This window comes from Bacillus cereus group sp. BfR-BA-01360 (genome assembly GCF_022663595.1).
Classification (GTDB): domain Bacteria; phylum Bacillota; class Bacilli; order Bacillales; family Bacillaceae_G; genus Bacillus_A; species Bacillus_A cytotoxicus.
Window position 1 is genome coordinate 43,512 of sequence record NZ_JAKUFV010000009.1, and the last position, 16,377, is coordinate 59,888.

Sequence of the window (16,377 nt, forward strand, 5' to 3'; positions counted from 1 at the left end):
ATTTTTGTAATCTAAATATGTAAAATTGCATAGAATTGATAAGGATTGTGTATGATATAATCATAATGAAAGCTGTTGGTAATTTTCTTTGTCATAGTTGTTAGGTTTTAACACATAACTTCTAATCGAAAATCATACGTGTAGGCAGAAAAAGACACTCTTTTTAGAGTGTCTTTTTCATATTTTAGTGATATCCTTTGGCAGAGTCTTTATGGATTTTTTCTTTAAAGATACTATAGCTCCAAAGTTGATATCCAATAACAATTGGTACCATGATTAAAGCGACGAAGAACATAATTTTTAAGTTTAATTCACTGCCAGCTGCTTTATATAGCGTTGTGCTGTATGCGTCATTAATGCGCGATGGTAACATGCGCGGGAACATGCCAATAAAGCCAGTTGCCATAAACATCGCAATTGTTAAGCAAACCGTTGTAAAGGCAAAACCAATTTTATGTTTGTATACCATAGCGATTGTTATAATGCTTAATATCATAGCAAGAGCTGGGACAATGAATAGTACGGGATATTCTGTGAAGTTTTGGAATAAGTTTGTCCGATTTGCAGTTGCTACATAGAAGATTGCTAGTAAGATAGCTGCTGTCATTGAAAATGGTTTTGCAATTTTATAAGCGCGATCTGCTACTTCTCCAGACGTTTTAATCATAACCCAAAGCGATCCAGAGACAACGAAGATTGCTGTGAAGAAAAGACCGCCTAAAATACCATAATGATTTAGTAAAGTAAATAATGTTCCTTCATAACCATCCTTACCAATTTGTAATCCATAGTATAGGTTAGCGAATGTAACACCGAATAAGAAAGCGATAAGAAAACTACCGATGGTAAAAGCCCATTTACAAGCGCTTTGCCAAACTGGTGAATCATCTTTATGCATAAATTCAAGCCCTGCTGCACGAGCGAAAAGAGCAAGTAATACTAAAAATAACGGTGTATATAAGTAGCTAAACATATTTGCATAAGTGATTGGAAAGGCAGCGAAAGTAGCTCCCCCGGCTGTAATTAACCAAACTTCATTGCCACCCCAGAAAGGGCCGATTGCTTCTTGCATTTGGTTGCGTTCTTTTCGATCTTTTGTAACGAAAGGGAAGATCATGCCGTTTCCAAGTGCATAGCCATCGAGAATAAAGTAAACAGTCCAAATCACGCCCCATAAACCGAACCAAATCACTGCAAGCATATCATGAGACATGAGCTGCACCTCCCTTAGTAACAGGTTCTTCTAACGCAGCTGGCCCTTTCTTAGCAAATTTCAACATCAAGTATACATCGGCAATTAAAAGTAATGTATAGAATAAAACTAAGCTAAGAAGTGAGAACCAAATTTGTGGTACAGAAATTGGAGAAACAGCTTCGGCTGTTCGCATTAATTTATATACTGTCCACGGTTGACGGCCTGCTTCGGCAACAATCCATCCAGCATTAATTGCAACATATGGAAGTAAAACAGACCACATTGTAATCTTTAAGAATCGTTTTGAGTTTTCTAATTTTCCTTTTCGGTTTAAATAGAAACCAAACCAAGTTAATGCCATGAAGAATATGCCAAGTGCAACCATTAAGCGGAAGCTATAGTAAACAAGGTTTACGTTAGGACGATCTTCTTTTGGAATATCTTTCAGGCCAACAATTTCCCCATCAAATGAATTTGTATAGAAGAAGCTTCCAAGTTTTGGGATTGTGAATAATTCAAAATTCTTTTCATTTTCTACATCAGGAATTTGAATGATAGAGAATCCTTGTCCTTTTCCAGTCTCCCAAACCGCTTCCATTGCTGCACCTTTTGCAGGTTGCATTTTTGCCGCATAAACACCGGATTGATGACCGATGAAAGGTGTTGCAGTTGCTGCAAATAAACCTAAAATAAGTCCAAATTTAAATGATTTTTTAAAGAAGTCTACATCGTTTTTACGTAATAAATGATATGCGCTAATTGCCATAACAAAGAAAGAACCAACGATATAACAACCAACAACTGTATGGAAGAACATATGCCATGCATATGGATTTGTAACGAGAGCCCAGAAATTATCTAATTCAGCACGACCATTGCGTACTACATAACCAACAGGGTTTTGCATAAAACCGTTTGCTGTGATAATCCAAAGTGCAGAAATATTTGTTCCAAGTGCAACCATCCACATACAGAAAGCACGGAATTTTGGTGATATTTTATCTTTACCAAATAACCAAATTCCCATAAAAGTAGATTCTAAGAAGAAAGCAACAAGTGCTTCAATTGCAAGTGGTGATCCAAATATGTCGCCCATGTACTTAGAATACTCGGACCAGTTTGTTCCAAATTGGAATTCCATTGTAATCCCAGTTATAATCCCCATTACGAAATTTATCGTAAATAGCTTACCCCAGAAATTTGCCATTTTACGATATGTTGGGTTTAATGTACGTGCATACTGTGTTTCCATACACGCTACTAAAATAACAAGTCCGATTGTCAATGGTACAAATAAGAAATGATAAAAGACTGTAATTGCAAATTGAAAACGACTCAGTAACAAAACGTCGGACATAATAAGAGTTCACTCCTTTTTAAACATTATCTACATTTAGTTTATAGTGAAAACATGAGAAAAATAGGGAAGAGTTGTTACAAAGCTGTGTGTATATTTTGAAAGAATTATGTCGATTATCTGAAAAAATCTTATTTTTAATATAAGACGATATTCTTTTTGTGTTTTTTAGATTTTGGTAAACTAAATATGTAGTTTAAATGAGAGAAAAGAGGGGCTTTTTACTATGAAGTCATTAGAAGAGATTTTGAGGTACAATGAAAAATTTGTAGAAGAGAAAAAATATGAGGAGTATGAGGCAGGGAAGTTTCCAAATAAAAAAATGGTCATTGTCTCTTGCATGGATACTCGTCTTGTTGAATTATTACCAAAAGCAATGAATATGCGAAATGGTGATGTGAAAATTATTAAAGTAGCAGGGGCTGTTATTTCTCATCCATTTGGAAGTATTATGCGTAGTATTTTAGTTGCTGTATATGAACTTGGTGCTGACGAAGTATGTATTATTGGTCATCATGATTGTGGTATGGCAAAAATTCAAGCAAGCAGTACAATTGAAAAAATGAAAGAGCGCGGTGTATCAGAAGAGAGATTAGATGCACTTCGTTATTCTGGAATTGATTTAGAAAAATTCTTACAAGGTTTCTCAAGTGTAGAAGAAAGTGTAGAACATAGCGTATCAGTTCTTCGTAATCATCCGTTACTTCCAACAGAAGTACCTGTCCATGGTCTTGTTATTCACCCTGACACGGGGAAATTAGATTTAGTTGTGAACGGCTATGAAGCTTAAAAATTTCATTTGTCATCCTTTTTGTCTGGGACGGGATCAAATCCTCCGGGATGAAAAGGGTGACATTTTAATATACGCTTTAGTGTGAGCCAAAAACCTTTGAGAGCACCGTGTGTTTGAAATGCCTCTAAACCATAATGAGAGCAAGTCGGATAAAAGCGGCATGTAGGTGGTGTCATCGGCGAGATGAATTTTTGATAAAAACGTATAATACCAATAAAAATCTGTTTCATAACGGTCTCCTTTTCAGCATATTCTTCTAGTATTATAGCACGGACCATACTTAATACTTTACTAATTCGGATTTCCGTTATATCATATTGGATATAACGGAATTAAAAATAAAAGCGGGAGAGATGATTTATGCCATCAGTAGAAAGCTTTGAATTAGATCATACAATTGTAAAGGCTCCTTATGTAAGACATTGTGGTGTTCATCAAGTAGGTAGCGACGGTATTGTAAATAAGTTTGATATCCGTTTTTGCCAACCAAATAAACAAGCGATGAAACCAGATGTGATTCATACGTTAGAACATCTATTAGCGTTTAACTTACGTAAATATATCGATCGTTATCCACATTTTGATATTATCGACATTTCACCAATGGGTTGCCAAACAGGATATTATCTTGTTGTAAGTGGTACACCGACAGTTCGTGAAATCATTGATTTATTAGAACTAACGTTAAAAGATGCAGTTCAAATAACAGAAATCCCAGCTGCCAATGAAACGCAATGTGGGCAAGCGAAACTTCATGATTTAGAAGGAGCAAAACGCTTGATGAATTTCTGGTTAAGCCAAGATAAAGACGATCTTGAAAAAGTATTTGGTTAAAATGAAAGGAAGCTGCCTGTGAAAGGCAGCTTCTTTCTTTAGTATACGAGGTTCCTCATATCCCTTCTTTTCTTTATTTTATTATGAAACAAAGAGTGCTTTTACATAATTTTGTAATTGTTGAAAACAATAGAAAATAAAAAGAGAGAAAGAAGGGCGCTATATGGAGAATAGAAAAACATACTATATATCAGTTGGAAATGGACAAATTTCGCAAGTGAAAACAGCGGATACATATAGCTTTGAAATTCGAGCAACGGATGAGGAAATTATCCAGCTCCGAGAATACTTTGACCAAGCGTATCGCGAAGACCTTGGATCATTTGTACGTTCTCATGTCCCGTTCGTTGAGTATCATCATGACTCGAATAATGATCGATATGATGCAGAACTACAAAAGGCATATAAGATGATTTATGATTTAGGGAGTCATGAAACGAAAGAATTAGTCGCACAAATGGGAATAATCAATGGATTATAGTTGGATAACATTATGCAGGAAAGCGAGAATATGCTACAATTTGTGGTAGGAAAAACTTGTAACCATCAATAGGGGAGTAATGGCATGTACACATTTAAAGATTATTACCACAACACTGTACAATTATCGTTTGAACGTTATCCATTTTCTCCTGAGCCAAAGCATGTTTGGGTTGTATGCCGGTACAGGGATCAATGGTTATTAACGCATCATTTGCGCCGTGGTCTTGAATTTCCAGGTGGAAAAGTAGAAATGGGAGAGACACCGGAAGAAGCGGCAGTTAGGGAAGTTCATGAAGAAACCGGCGGGATTGTTTCTGATTTAACTTACTTAGGGCAATACAAAGTGTCAGGAAAAGATAAAATTATTATTAAAAATATTTATTTCGCAACCATTAGTGCGGTGGAAGAACATACGCATTATGAAGAAACAAAAGGATCTGTGTTATTAAAAGAAATTCCTGATAACATTAAACATGATAGAAAATTTAGTTTTATTATGCGCGATGATGTATTAGCGCGTACGATGAAGCATATAGAAGAACTCGGCTGTTTTATAAAGTAAAGTGGCCGAGTTCTTTTATCATACGGGATTGTTCAAACTCACCTCAAAATAAATCTCTCTTTCTTTAAAAATAAGTATCGCATATTTTAGAAAGAATGCGTATGATATTTTTGTAGAATCGAATGATGGAGGTTTTTATGGGGAAGTTTTATAGTAAGTTTGTAGGCTTTATTATAGCAATGGGACTACTGATAGCGGGATGCAGTAAAGAAGTAGAGGTTGCCGAAACGAAAGAAATATGTCATACAGAAGAAGAATGTACGAGAATTGGAGATCGGATGGTTGAGAAAGTATACAAAAAGATGGAAAGTCTATCTCAATTGGAAGAGCCAACAGACTATGTAAAGGAATCGAAAGAAATAGAAAAGAAAGATGTACAGTTAGATAGCATGAGGGGAACTGAAAAGAAGCAAGATGATGAAAACTATTTCTTTTTAGCATCTTATTACATAGATGAAGAGGAAATTATCGATCCATATTTTGAAAAACTAGATAAAAAGCGTTTCAATAAAGCATTTGCTGATGATCAGGAAGCAAAGAATGAGATTATGGAACAACATGAAGATAGCGATTATCATGAAATGCTGTGGGATATGTATCGTACATTAATTCCTTCTAAATATCGAAAGAACATTGTAGAGTTTGATATTGTGACAGATGGATATGAAGGGATTGTTGCTCACGTTGCTCCTAGTATGGACGATCCGAAAGATTGGGTGTTAAGTTTAGATACACTTGATTCAGGCGTCAATATAGACGAAGTAATGAAAACATTAATTCATGAGACAGCCCATGTATTGACACTTAATGATAGACAAATCCCAGTGAATGAAAAGTATATAAAGTCATTTGAAGAAGGTAAAGATATTTCATCCTATCAAAACAAATGCAAAACTCTTTTCTTACAAGAAGGATGTGTGAAGAAAGGTTCGTATATTCATACATTTTATGATTCGTTTTGGAAACCGATTGAACGAGAATGGAAAGAGAAGCAGATTGAGACAAATGAAGAAGCACGAATTACATTTTTTGAAGAGAAACATGATCAATTTGTTTCAGAATACGGAACGACGAATGTCGCTGAGGATATAGCAGATACATTTACAGCATTCATTTTACAAGATTCAAAGAAGGTGAAAGAAGGAACAGAACTGAAGTATCAAAAAATTGCATTCTTCTATCAATTCCCTGAACTTGTGAAAATGAGAGCAGAAGTATTATCTGGACTATATGAAATTTCGAAGGGAGTAAAAGAAGCGTAAGTGATCCAAGCAGCCAAAATAGTGGTTGCTTTTTTTTATGAGGAAAAAGGAATAAAAGGTTTACGGTCGAATAAATATAAAATTGACACAAAATTGACACATTTTAAATATACATACTATAGAGATAATATATTATTCTCAAGGAGGTAGTAGAGCGGATGAAAACGGTTCTTGCAATTGCTGGTCTCATTTGGGTAATGTCTCATAGTATTCCGATTTTTGAAGGTGAACAAATTCGTACAGCATTAAATAAACATTTTAGTGAGTATCGTATGATTGATCGACAATATAACGTTGTAAAAGTACGTGTGAAAGATTGTTTTCATACGGTTACAGTTGAAGGAAATATGGTGGTGAAGGATACAAAAGTATGCGATTCAAAATAAATGATATATGTAGAAAGAAGCTGAGCCCATCATATAGTTTGGGATCAGCTTCTTTTACGTTTTCCAATTATTAATTTTTCGAAGCCTTCTACAAACACATACATGAGAGTAGCAAGAACGCATGTTAATAATACGCTAAGCAGTATGAGTGTAAAGTTAAAGACTTGAAAACCGTAGCTAATTAAATATCCTAGACCTTGTTTTGAAACGAGAAGTTCTCCAAAAATAACCCCAACCCATGATAATCCAACATTTACTTTTAGTGTTGAAATAATAGTTGGGAAAGAAGCGGGTAAAATCACTTGTTGATATGTTTGCCATTTATTTGCGCCAAATGTATGCATTACTTTTATATAATTTGCATCGACTTCTTGAAAGGCACTATAAATAACGAGAATAGTAATAATGATGGAAATAATGACTCCCATCGCAATAGAAGACGTAATATTTGGACCAAAAATAACGATGATAATTGGACCAAGTGCTACTTTGGGCATTGCATTTAGGACGACAAGGTATGGGTCAAGGACACGGGCTACAAGAGGAATCCACCAAAGAATCGTCGCAATAATGGTACCGAGTACAGTGCCGAGAATAAAGCCAACGCCTGTTTCAAGAAGTGTCGTCCAAATATGGGCCCAAAGAGAGCCATCGATCCATTTATTCAGAAATAACTCCCAAATATTTGAAGGGGAACTAAATAGTAAAGGGTCAATCCACTCTTGGTTACTAGCAATTTCCCATAAGACAAAGAAAAGACTTAAAATACATAGCTGTAAAATGTGAGTAATCCATGTGCGTGTTCGTTCTTTTTTTCGAAACTGTTCATGTAGTTGTTTTATATTATCCAAGGCGTTCCAGCTCCTTCCATATATCTTGAAAAAGGGCTGGGAAATCGGGATGACGTCTTGCTTCTAATGGTGATAAAGAACGAATGTTTTTGGGAATATGAAAGGTTCTTGCAACTTTGCCAGGCTTTGCTTGAAGTAAATAAATTTTATCGCTCATCGCAATAGCTTCTTCAATATCATGTGTAACGAGAAGGGATGTCTTCTTATACGTTGGGAGTAAAGAAAAAACAAGTTCTTCTAGTTTTAATTTTGTTTGATAATCAAGTGCGGAAAATGGTTCATCTAGCAAAAGAATTTTCGGATTTGTTGCGAGCGTTCGAACGAGCGCAGCACGTTGGCGCATGCCGCCTGATAGCTCACTTGGGGACTGTTTTTCGACTCCATCTAATCCAACTTGCTTTAAAAGTTGCAATGCATGCTTTTTTGTCTCCTCTTTATAGGTGTTTGTAATACGCAAACCAAGCATAATATTTTCTTCAATCGTTTTCCATGGGAATAAATAGTCTTGCTGGAGCATGTAACCCATGGAATCTGTTGATTTTGTCACAGGTTCTCCTTCTAAAAAGACGAGGCCGTCAGTTGGCTTTAAAAGGCCAGCAATAATGGATAGAAGAGTTGTCTTTCCACAGCCACTTGGTCCAAGAATGGAAATAAATTCTCCTTCTTTTACGTGTAAGTTCATACATTCCAGAACAAGCTTTGCATGATCTTTGGCAAAAAAACAGTGAGAAACATTAGATATTTGTAAGAAACTCATTGAATTCGCCTCTATTTCTTAATAACGCTCTTAGCAATATTTGTATTCACAAGCGCTTGATGTGGAACTTCTTTTTGTAATTCGCCAGCTTCTTTCATGATTGCTTGTAGCTGTACCCATTCTTTTTCATCTAATAAAGGATCCGTTGCATAAGAATGTTGTTTTTTATAGCGCTCAATGACTTTTACGGTAATATCTTTTGAAGTGTCTTGAAAAAGAGGAGTAACAACATCGGCTATTTCTTCAGGTGTATGTGTATCAACCCATTGTTGCGCTTTATATAAGGCACGTGTAAACTTTTCGGCTGCGGCTTTCTCTTTCTTCAAAAAGCTTTGCTTTGCCATAAATGTTGTGTAAGGAACAGTTCCTGATTCAGCTCCAAAAGAAGCGACGATATATCCTTTTCCTTCTTTTTCAAAAATGCTTGCTGTTGGTTCAAAAAGTTGAACAAATTCCCCTGTACCAGATGCAAAAGCATTTGCGATATTTGCAAACTCAATATTTTGAATAAGATTCGTGTCTTTATGCGGATCGATGCCGTTCTTCTTTAAAACGTATTCTCCGACCATTTGTGGCATACCGCCTTTCCGTTGCCCTAGGAAAGTGACACCTTTTACATCATTCCAATTAAAAGAATCTAACTTTTTACGTGATACTAAAAAAGTCCCATCAGTTTGTGTAAGCTGAGCAAAGTTAATAATCGGATCTTTAGCTCCTTGCTGGTGAACATAAATGGATGTTTCAGACCCGACAAGTGCAATATCAATTCCGCCAGATAATAAGGCGGTCATCGTTTTATCGCCACCTGCTGTTGTTTGTAAATCAATATCTAGCCCTTCCTCTTTAAAAAAACCTTTTTCCATACCGACATATAACGGTGTATAAAAAAGAGAATGTGTTACTTCGCCAATTCTAATTTTGTGCGTTTGTTGGTTCGTATTTTCCGTTTTACTGCAGGCGACAAGCGTTACAACAGTAAGGACAAATATACAGAAAACCGCTAACAATTTTTTCAATAAAAAAACACCTCCTAGAAATCAATCTACTGTCATGATATGTAGGTAAGTGCCTAGATGTGAGTGATATAGGAGGAATTTTTTTATTCGCTTTGTGATGAAAAAAATGAGGTGGGCAAATGTATATAGAGCGTAGAATGAAATGTTAGGGATTTTTTCGACAAAAAACGACAAAATCATATTCGTATATTTGTTATTCTAAACAAGTTCGTTATTTTTTTATAGATAGGAGGATCTTAATGGAAAAGAAATTATTTTTACTATTGCTTATGAGTTTCTTTGTAATTGTGTTAACTGCATGCCAGGGTGTCCATGGTTCTGAAAAGAAGGAAGCGCAAGAAGAGCAGCGTATAGAAGAAGAAAAACGCAAGCAAGAAGAGCAGCGTATAGAAGAAGAAAAACGCAAGCAAGAAGAGCAGCGTATAGAAGAAGAAAAACGCAAGCAAGAAGAGCAACGTATAGAAGAAGAAAAACGCAAGCAAGAAGAGCAGCGTATAGAAGAAAAACGTAAGCAAGAAGAGCAGCGTATAGAAGAAAAACGTAAGCAAGAAGAGCAGCGTATAGAAGAAAAGCACAAACAAGAAAAACAAAAGCAGCAATCTACACAGGTACGAGGAGGAAAACCGACAAGATCACAAATTTCGATTGGAACTCATGTGGAAATTATATTGGATAAGGATCGTCGTACGCGTGTCAGTGGCGTTGTAAAAGATATTTTAACTCATACTGAAACGCATCCTTATGGCATTAAAGTGTGTTTACAAGATGGACAAATTGGTCGCGTTCAAAGGATCGGTTGATAAGAGAGCAGTAATCTATTCTTGTGGATAACCTCTGTTTGTTAGAGAGTACATTACATAAAAGTGAATTTGAAAAGATGTAAGTATGTAATTAAATTCAAGAGGTTGTCCATTTTATTCGGACAACCTCTTGAATTAAGCGCGTTTTACTTTGAAAAACGGGAGCTTTGTTGCAATATAAATAAGTCCATATGCAAGAATTAAACACATAAGCGGGTTAATGAAAAATCCATAGCGATTAATTGCTAGGAATAAATTTGAGAAGATGATGTAAATAACAGAGCTTGCTACTAACATCATAACCCGCTTATGTTTAAATGAGTTCAGCATGAAGCAGAAACTGCTTAAGAAGGTACCGATAATAAAGACTCTATGACAAAGTTGGATAAAATGATGAATGCGATATTGGTCTACAGCAGGAGCTGTTTTAAATAACTCGATTGTTTTTCCGACAGTAAACCAAGAGAACCAATATGTGAAATCCGTTTTAAATCCATTTTTAATGAGTTCTTTCGCGTATTCCCCTTTATCAGTGAGTCCTTTTGCCTTCATTTCATTTACAACGTTTTCGTAGCCGATCTTATTGAATGGATCAGCACCTGCAATTAATGGATCGGCGCTTTGTGTTGAGAACAAAATGAATTTATGGAATGCCAAATAGTTACGAAATACCCATGCACCAATAATAAAGAATGGTCCAATAAACCACAGTAGCCCAATTCGAATGGAATCTTTGATTCCATATGTGAACAAGACAACAAGAACCGGAATGAGTAACATAGATACGACGATTCCAAACCAAATATGGAATTTTGTTTTATTGTACTTCCAAGCAAGAATAAATATATATACACTGAAACATAAAAAGAATATGGAAGGAACTTCTGTTAATAATGTACGGAAGTATGTATAGTTACTCGGATAAATTGCGTATAAAATACTTGCAACAATTCCATAAATATTTTTCTCAAATAATTCTTTTCCGATTAAAAATACTAAGAGCACTGTACCAAGATTAAGTAGCATATTGATAACAGTTGCTACGTAGTAGTAAGGAAGGTGTGTGACATCAGATATAATCATTGCGCCCGCTAATAATAACGGTTGACCAGGTGTGATATATGCATTTTTTCCAGGTACCTCGCTTGGTTCTAAATACACATAACCAAATACACCGTGTTTTAATAACTGTTCGGCTGTTAACGAATAGTTAAATGCATCATTCGCGCCATATGTTACTTTTACTAACTCTCCGTCAAGTCCCGGTTGTTTTACTAAACAAAAAATATGCAGAAGGAAAGAAAGCGTTAAAATTACATATACCGCTTTAGGCAAACTTTTAAATTTGGCTAACAAAAATAAGCATCTCCTTTTTTGTTTCTTTCTTTATTTATTTCGTGATAAAGTCCTAATCTCATTAAGCCTATCCAAAACATAATTGCATTATATCATAAAGTAAAAATTACATCAGTGTGGATTTTACAATAATATTTTATAAAGCAAAACTTGTGAGGAATTTAGCTCACACCTGTTATAAGTCTTCATCAATCGAGATGCTACTGCCTTAAAATAGTGGGATAAAATGAAATACTTTACTTATTTGTGCAAACAAAACGGTGAAATGAAAAGTTCTAATTATAATTTTGGAGTATAATGCAGACTTCATGTGTATAATAGAAGAAAGCGTACGGGCTCCTAGCTTGAAATATAATATATTTGATTATGAAGAGAATGGTTCTTACTGATGCGGGGTGAAATCAATTGTAAGAAAAGAGGGAGAACATTGAAGTATAAGTTTTCACTTCAGCAACCGAGAAAACATACGAATACATTGATTTCCACTATTCATAGTGGAATGTTGGCATTATTATTGGTAACATTCCTATTTATGATTTTAAAGTTTTTTGAATTCGATAAAGGAAAGGAATTTTTGAATGAAAAACTCCCTTTCACCGTGGTGACGATTGGTCTATGGGTTGGGCTATTATATGTCATACGTACAAGAAATAAAGAGCGAAATGGAATCATGCAGATGATTCAACTGTATGGCTACCTTTTTTTGGTAGCGCATACAATTTGTTTAGCTTTTTTAGCCATACAAAGCCATTTTGATATACTGTATGTATTTAGTTGGATATATTGGCATGTGGGACATTTTGTATTGAGTGTAATTGTTGTTTATGTCCTATATCTTCTTGTATACCACCTGCTTGGAAAACTGTTTTTGAGCACCGTTTTGACAAGTTGTTCGTTAATTATATTTGCGATTGTAAATTATTTGAAAATACTGTTTAGAGGTGATCCTCTTTATCCTGCTGATTTTACGCAAATTGTCCATTTAAAATCTGTCATTCCAATGGTATTAGAACCTTTAGAATGGAAATATGTATTATTAGGGGTTATCTGTATTGCATTAAGTATTCTATTGCTCTTATATATTCGAAAACATACGGAACCTGTCAAAGTACCTATTAGCATGAGGCTTTTTGGAATCATTGCTTCTATTTTTATTTTATATGTGTACAGTAATTATACGAATACATTTATGAGCAAACTGTTTCAAAAGTGGGGCGTAGAATTTATTTTGTGGAATCAAAATGAGAACTATGCAAATAATGGTTTTGTATTAGGCTTTATAAGTAATTTAGATACAACAATTATGGAAGAGCCAAAAGGGTATTCCAAAGAGAAAATGGTTCAAATTGCAAATGATATAAAGAAAAAGTATGGAGAGAATATAGGGGAACAAAACAATGAGGCGAAGCCGAATGTTATATACATTATGAGTGAGGCTTTTTGGGATCCAACGAAATTGATGAATTTATCATTTAGTGAAGATCCAATTCCTCATTTACATCATTATATAGAGAACTTTCCAGGAGGACAAACCATTTCTCCTACATTTGGAGGAAATACAGCGAATACGGAATTTGAAGCATTGACAAGTTATTCGATGAGCTTTTTGAAGCCTGGATCGATACCGTATCAACAAGCCATTACAAATCAAAATGAAGTTCCGTCTATTGTAAGTAGTTTGAAGAAAGAGGGCTATTATGCAACAGCAATTCATAGTTATGGTCGGAGTTTCTTTAAACGAGATACAGTATATCATGTGTTAGGATTTGATACATTTCATGCAGAAGATACGATGAAATATACAGACATTGACGGAGATTATATTAGTGATATATCCATGAGTAAAGAGATAATAGAGGAATTAAAGCGTAGGACACAACCTACATTTATTCATGCTGTAACGATGCAAAATCATTTTCCATTTACTCCAGGAAGATTTGGAGAAAATAGAACGGAAATACATGGTTTAACAGAGGATGCGTCTAAAGCGGAATTAGAGACCTATACGGAAGGAATACGACGTTCTGATGAAGCATTACAATATTTAATAGAAGAGTTAGATAAGTTGGGTAAACCAACCATATTAGTCTTCTTTGGAGATCATCTCCCGTCGTTAGGAACAAATAAATCCCTTTATAAAGAAGCTGGATATATTGAGAATGAAACATCTGTTAAGGAACGGCTAGCAATGGCTGAAACACCATTATTACTATATGCCAACTTTAACTTACCAAATGACAATTTAGGACGAGTTAGTCCGGTTTATTTTTCTAATCTTGTATTTGATTATGCAGAGTTGAAGAAACCAGCGTTTTATCAATTTTTATCTAAATTATATGAAGAAATACCAGTTTTAAGGGACGAATTAAAAGTGAATCAAGATGGAACACATATTAAAAAATTAACAAATAAGCAAAAAGAAATGTTAGAACAATATAAATTGATTCAGTATGACTTATTAGTTGGCAAACAATATAGTAAAAAAATCATCTTTTAAATGATATATACGAAAAAAGAACTTGTAGCTCGCTACAAGTTCTTTTTTCGTATATTCAGGACGGGGGTATAACTAGACAAGCTAAGTCAATTAGGGAGTAGTACTTATACATTTATTATAGATTGAATTGTGAAGAGTTTATCGTGTGATTTGTGAGAATTATGTGAATTTTATAAGGGGGGGTTTTTTGGTTTGTAACAAAAATATAGATGAAGAAGAATAACATCTCTAAATGATAGATGTTATTCTTTGTAAAGAACATGAAAAAGAAAGTGGACGGTTTTCAAAAGATGATTCTCATATTGAACGGGGAGATTTTTTCCGTTGGGGTAAATGCAATTATAATAAAATTCCCTTTGTAAAAAGGAGTTTTTATTATATAAAAATAAAATAATTAATTGTAGTATATTACTTGTACTAATACTAGTGGCTTTGTAAAGGCTAAAGCTACTGCGTGTGATTTACATCTATATGGTAATTCTAATCTGTTTTGAGCTTTTTAATTATATATTAAGATGAAAGGATTATGGTTATAATGAAAAATCTAGAAAAATATAGAGGTTTTGCAGATAAGTTAGAGGATTTTGCAGATAAGTTAAAAATTATGGCACATCCGGATCGTTTAAGAATATTGAATCTATTAATGGAGGGTGATTCAAAAAATGGAAAGCAAATTTATAAAGAGCTTAATATGGCACAATCGACACTATCACAACATTTAACAAAATTAAGAATGCATCAATTAATATATGGAAGAAGAAAAGGAGTAGAAATTTACTACGATATCAATGATAGTTTAGTATGTAAAGTTATAGGAATTTTAAGTGAAGACTCTTCTAAGAAAAAGGCAGTATAACGTAAAAATCGCTTTTGTTTATCCTGCTATTTTAGAGCAGGAAGACTTCCACCTCAAGATGATAAGGTGGAAGTAGAGCTGTTAATCAGAGGGAGAAAAAGAACCCCTTCTCTGATTAAAGTTTCATTTTATAAGAAAGATATACGACTATATAATTGCTTGTTTCATAAATAAATAGCATGTTGCTTAGGAGAAGGAGGTATCAAACACGAAATAAATAGGATATTTCGTGTAACAATGATGATAAAAAAGAAGATTTTAAATGTTTTAGCGATGACAGTGGTACTTCAGGGAGGAATGACCGCAACACCTGCATTTGCAGCTTCAGCTTCCTCTGTAAAACAATTAGATGAAGCAATATCTTATGATATACAGGTGCTGAAAAGTATAGAAGAACATATGAAAGATGAAGATGGAAAAGGTGAAAAAATAGGAGAAAATGGTGAAATACAAGGCGATTTTCTTGTATATATTCCAAAAGAAATGCCTATATATTCTTCTTATGATTTAAATACTCCAATTATACATCAAGTATCTCAACAGGTAGTAAAAGCAACTAAGAAAAAAGAAAACTGGTATTATATTGAAACTGATTCTGTAAAAGGTTGGGTACAAAATAAAGAGAATGTTCTTGAAGAACGAGAAGTATATTCTTTACCGAAAGATACAAAAAAAATACAAATTAAAGAAGTAACATCTGTATATTCAGCACCATTTCATGCATTCAAAGAGAATGATGTTTTACAACCTCAATCTGTTGAGGCGATTACACAAGCTGGAGAATGGTTTCAAATTCAAACGTCTAATGGGATAAAGTGGATTCATTCGTCATCTGCAAAATTTGAAGGAACAAAGGCCTCTCTTATTCAGTCTACAGTCAATTATAAAGAAGATGCTTCTCTTCAATACGCGCCATCAAGCTTAAATGTGGGGAATATATATGGTGTGAAGTTTACTGAATGGATTGTTCCAAAAGGAAATCCACAAATTCGCCCAGGTTATGCTATGGACCCTCGTTATATCACAATCCACGAAACTGCTAATGAAAGAAGAGGTGCGGATGCAAAAAATCATGCTAAATATTTGATGAATCAAGCGACAGGAAGTACAAGTCGCGGTGCATCATGGCATTTTACAGTAGATGACAAAGAGATTTACCAACATTTACCTTTAAATGAAAATGGATGGCATGCAGGTGATGGAACAAACGGGACTGGAAATAGACAATCAATTGGAATTGAAATTGCTGTAAATCAGGATGGAAACTATGAGAAAGCAGTAGAAAATGCTCGCAAATTGACAGCTTATTTAATGCAGGAATTAAATATTCCAATAGATAATGTAAAGAAACATCAACATTGGAGTGGAAAAA

Annotated in this window: 16 protein-coding genes and 1 pseudogene; 10 read left to right on the forward strand and 7 right to left on the reverse strand. The window is 34.5% G+C overall.

Annotation, left to right across the window (positions count from 1 at the left end; genetic code table 11):
* Positions 1 to 184 precede the first annotated feature (184 nt).
* Entirely contained in the window at positions 185 to 1,213 is a 1,029-nt protein-coding gene (cydB, locus tag MR056_RS10650; protein WP_012095923.1) for a cytochrome d ubiquinol oxidase subunit II, read from the reverse strand.
* A complete protein-coding gene (locus tag MR056_RS10655) occupies positions 1,203 to 2,552 on the reverse strand; it encodes a cytochrome ubiquinol oxidase subunit I (RefSeq protein WP_012095922.1) in 1,350 nt (449 codons plus the stop codon). Before MR056_RS10655 ends, cydB begins: the two co-directional genes overlap by 11 nt.
* Positions 2,553 to 2,778: 226 nt before the next feature.
* Here MR056_RS10655 and MR056_RS10660 point away from each other — a divergent pair, with 226 nt between their 5' ends.
* Entirely contained in the window at positions 2,779 to 3,342 is a 564-nt protein-coding gene (locus MR056_RS10660; RefSeq protein ID WP_012095921.1) for a beta-class carbonic anhydrase, read from the forward strand.
* Between the two features lie 5 nt (positions 3,343 to 3,347).
* Here MR056_RS10660 and yidD read toward each other — a convergent pair whose 3' ends face one another.
* Positions 3,348 to 3,575: a membrane protein insertion efficiency factor YidD gene (gene yidD / locus MR056_RS10665; protein ID WP_012095920.1), complete on the reverse strand. Its 228-nt coding sequence runs from the start codon at positions 3,573 to 3,575 to the stop codon at positions 3,348 to 3,350.
* Between the two features lie 130 nt (positions 3,576 to 3,705).
* Between yidD and luxS the strand changes: the two genes are divergently transcribed.
* From luxS to MR056_RS10690, 5 genes are all read left to right on the forward strand, one after another.
* On the forward strand, positions 3,706 to 4,179 hold the full coding sequence (gene luxS / locus MR056_RS10670) for an S-ribosylhomocysteine lyase LuxS (protein ID WP_012095919.1): 474 nt from the start codon (positions 3,706 to 3,708) through the stop codon (positions 4,177 to 4,179).
* A 163-nt stretch (positions 4,180 to 4,342) separates the two neighbouring features.
* Positions 4,343 to 4,660: an HAD family hydrolase gene (locus MR056_RS10675; RefSeq protein ID WP_012095918.1), complete on the forward strand. Its 318-nt coding sequence runs from the start codon at positions 4,343 to 4,345 to the stop codon at positions 4,658 to 4,660.
* A gap of 84 nt (positions 4,661 to 4,744) precedes the next feature.
* Positions 4,745 to 5,224: an antimutator 8-oxo-(dGTP/GTP)ase gene (gene mutTA / locus MR056_RS10680; protein ID WP_012095917.1), complete on the forward strand. Its 480-nt coding sequence runs from the start codon at positions 4,745 to 4,747 to the stop codon at positions 5,222 to 5,224.
* A 137-nt stretch (positions 5,225 to 5,361) separates the two neighbouring features.
* On the forward strand, positions 5,362 to 6,486 hold the full coding sequence (locus tag MR056_RS10685) for a hypothetical protein (protein ID WP_012095916.1): 1,125 nt from the start codon (positions 5,362 to 5,364) through the stop codon (positions 6,484 to 6,486).
* Between the two features lie 158 nt (positions 6,487 to 6,644).
* Entirely contained in the window at positions 6,645 to 6,872 is a 228-nt protein-coding gene (locus MR056_RS10690) for a hypothetical protein (protein WP_012095915.1), read from the forward strand.
* Positions 6,873 to 6,916: 44 nt separating this feature from the next.
* Here MR056_RS10690 and MR056_RS10695 read toward each other — a convergent pair whose 3' ends face one another.
* The 3 genes from MR056_RS10695 to MR056_RS10705 are packed head-to-tail and all read right to left on the reverse strand — an operon-like array spanning position 6,917 to position 9,496.
* The gene (locus MR056_RS10695) at positions 6,917 to 7,723 is read right to left on the reverse strand and encodes an ABC transporter permease (protein WP_012095914.1); all 807 of its coding nucleotides are present in this window, start codon (positions 7,721 to 7,723) and stop codon (positions 6,917 to 6,919) included.
* A complete protein-coding gene (locus MR056_RS10700; protein WP_012095913.1) occupies positions 7,716 to 8,480 on the reverse strand; it encodes an ABC transporter ATP-binding protein in 765 nt (254 codons plus the stop codon). Before MR056_RS10700 ends, MR056_RS10695 begins: the two co-directional genes overlap by 8 nt.
* An 11-nt stretch (positions 8,481 to 8,491) precedes the next feature.
* A complete protein-coding gene (locus MR056_RS10705) occupies positions 8,492 to 9,496 on the reverse strand; it encodes an ABC transporter substrate-binding protein (RefSeq protein WP_012095912.1) in 1,005 nt (334 codons plus the stop codon).
* A gap of 239 nt (positions 9,497 to 9,735) precedes the next feature.
* Between MR056_RS10705 and MR056_RS10710 the strand changes: the two genes are divergently transcribed.
* The gene (locus tag MR056_RS10710) at positions 9,736 to 10,296 is read left to right on the forward strand and encodes a YwbE family protein (protein WP_242136553.1); all 561 of its coding nucleotides are present in this window, start codon (positions 9,736 to 9,738) and stop codon (positions 10,294 to 10,296) included.
* 135 nt (positions 10,297 to 10,431) lie between these two features.
* On the opposite strand, the gene MR056_RS10715 is transcribed toward MR056_RS10710, so the two are convergent.
* Positions 10,432 to 11,652, reverse strand: coding sequence for a glycosyltransferase family 39 protein (locus MR056_RS10715; protein WP_242136554.1), 1,221 nt, complete (start codon positions 11,650 to 11,652; stop codon positions 10,432 to 10,434).
* A 427-nt stretch (positions 11,653 to 12,079) separates the two neighbouring features.
* Between MR056_RS10715 and MR056_RS10720 the strand changes: the two genes are divergently transcribed.
* The 3 genes and pseudogenes from MR056_RS10720 to MR056_RS22650 form a co-directional block, all read left to right on the forward strand.
* Entirely contained in the window at positions 12,080 to 14,149 is a 2,070-nt protein-coding gene (locus MR056_RS10720) for an LTA synthase family protein (RefSeq protein WP_012095909.1), read from the forward strand.
* Between the two features lie 535 nt (positions 14,150 to 14,684).
* A complete protein-coding gene (locus MR056_RS10725; protein ID WP_012095908.1) occupies positions 14,685 to 15,005 on the forward strand; it encodes an ArsR/SmtB family transcription factor in 321 nt (106 codons plus the stop codon).
* A gap of 1,005 nt (positions 15,006 to 16,010) precedes the next feature.
* Positions 16,011 to 16,376 (forward strand): annotated as a pseudogene (locus tag MR056_RS22650) (peptidoglycan recognition protein family protein); the annotation flags it as partial.
* Position 16,377 lies beyond the last annotated feature (1 nt).

Coding starts and splice junctions, on each gene's coding strand:
- cydB (WP_012095923.1), bottom strand. CDS start 1,213: ATGTCTCATGATATGCTTGCAGTGATTTGGTTCGGTTTATGGGGCGTG.
- luxS (WP_012095919.1), top strand. CDS start 3,706: ATGCCATCAGTAGAAAGCTTTGAATTAGATCATACAATTGTAAAGGCT.
- MR056_RS10675 (WP_012095918.1), top strand. CDS start 4,343: ATGGAGAATAGAAAAACATACTATATATCAGTTGGAAATGGACAAATT.
- MR056_RS10660 (WP_012095921.1), top strand. CDS start 2,779: ATGAAGTCATTAGAAGAGATTTTGAGGTACAATGAAAAATTTGTAGAA.
- MR056_RS10690 (WP_012095915.1), top strand. CDS start 6,645: ATGAAAACGGTTCTTGCAATTGCTGGTCTCATTTGGGTAATGTCTCAT.
- MR056_RS10655 (WP_012095922.1), bottom strand. CDS start 2,552: ATGTCCGACGTTTTGTTACTGAGTCGTTTTCAATTTGCAATTACAGTC.
- yidD (WP_012095920.1), bottom strand. CDS start 3,575: ATGAAACAGATTTTTATTGGTATTATACGTTTTTATCAAAAATTCATC.
- mutTA (WP_012095917.1), top strand. CDS start 4,745: ATGTACACATTTAAAGATTATTACCACAACACTGTACAATTATCGTTT.
- MR056_RS10725 (WP_012095908.1), top strand. CDS start 14,685: ATGAAAAATCTAGAAAAATATAGAGGTTTTGCAGATAAGTTAGAGGAT.
- MR056_RS10700 (WP_012095913.1), bottom strand. CDS start 8,480: ATGAGTTTCTTACAAATATCTAATGTTTCTCACTGTTTTTTTGCCAAA.
- MR056_RS10710 (WP_242136553.1), top strand. CDS start 9,736: ATGGAAAAGAAATTATTTTTACTATTGCTTATGAGTTTCTTTGTAATT.
- MR056_RS10685 (WP_012095916.1), top strand. CDS start 5,362: ATGGGGAAGTTTTATAGTAAGTTTGTAGGCTTTATTATAGCAATGGGA.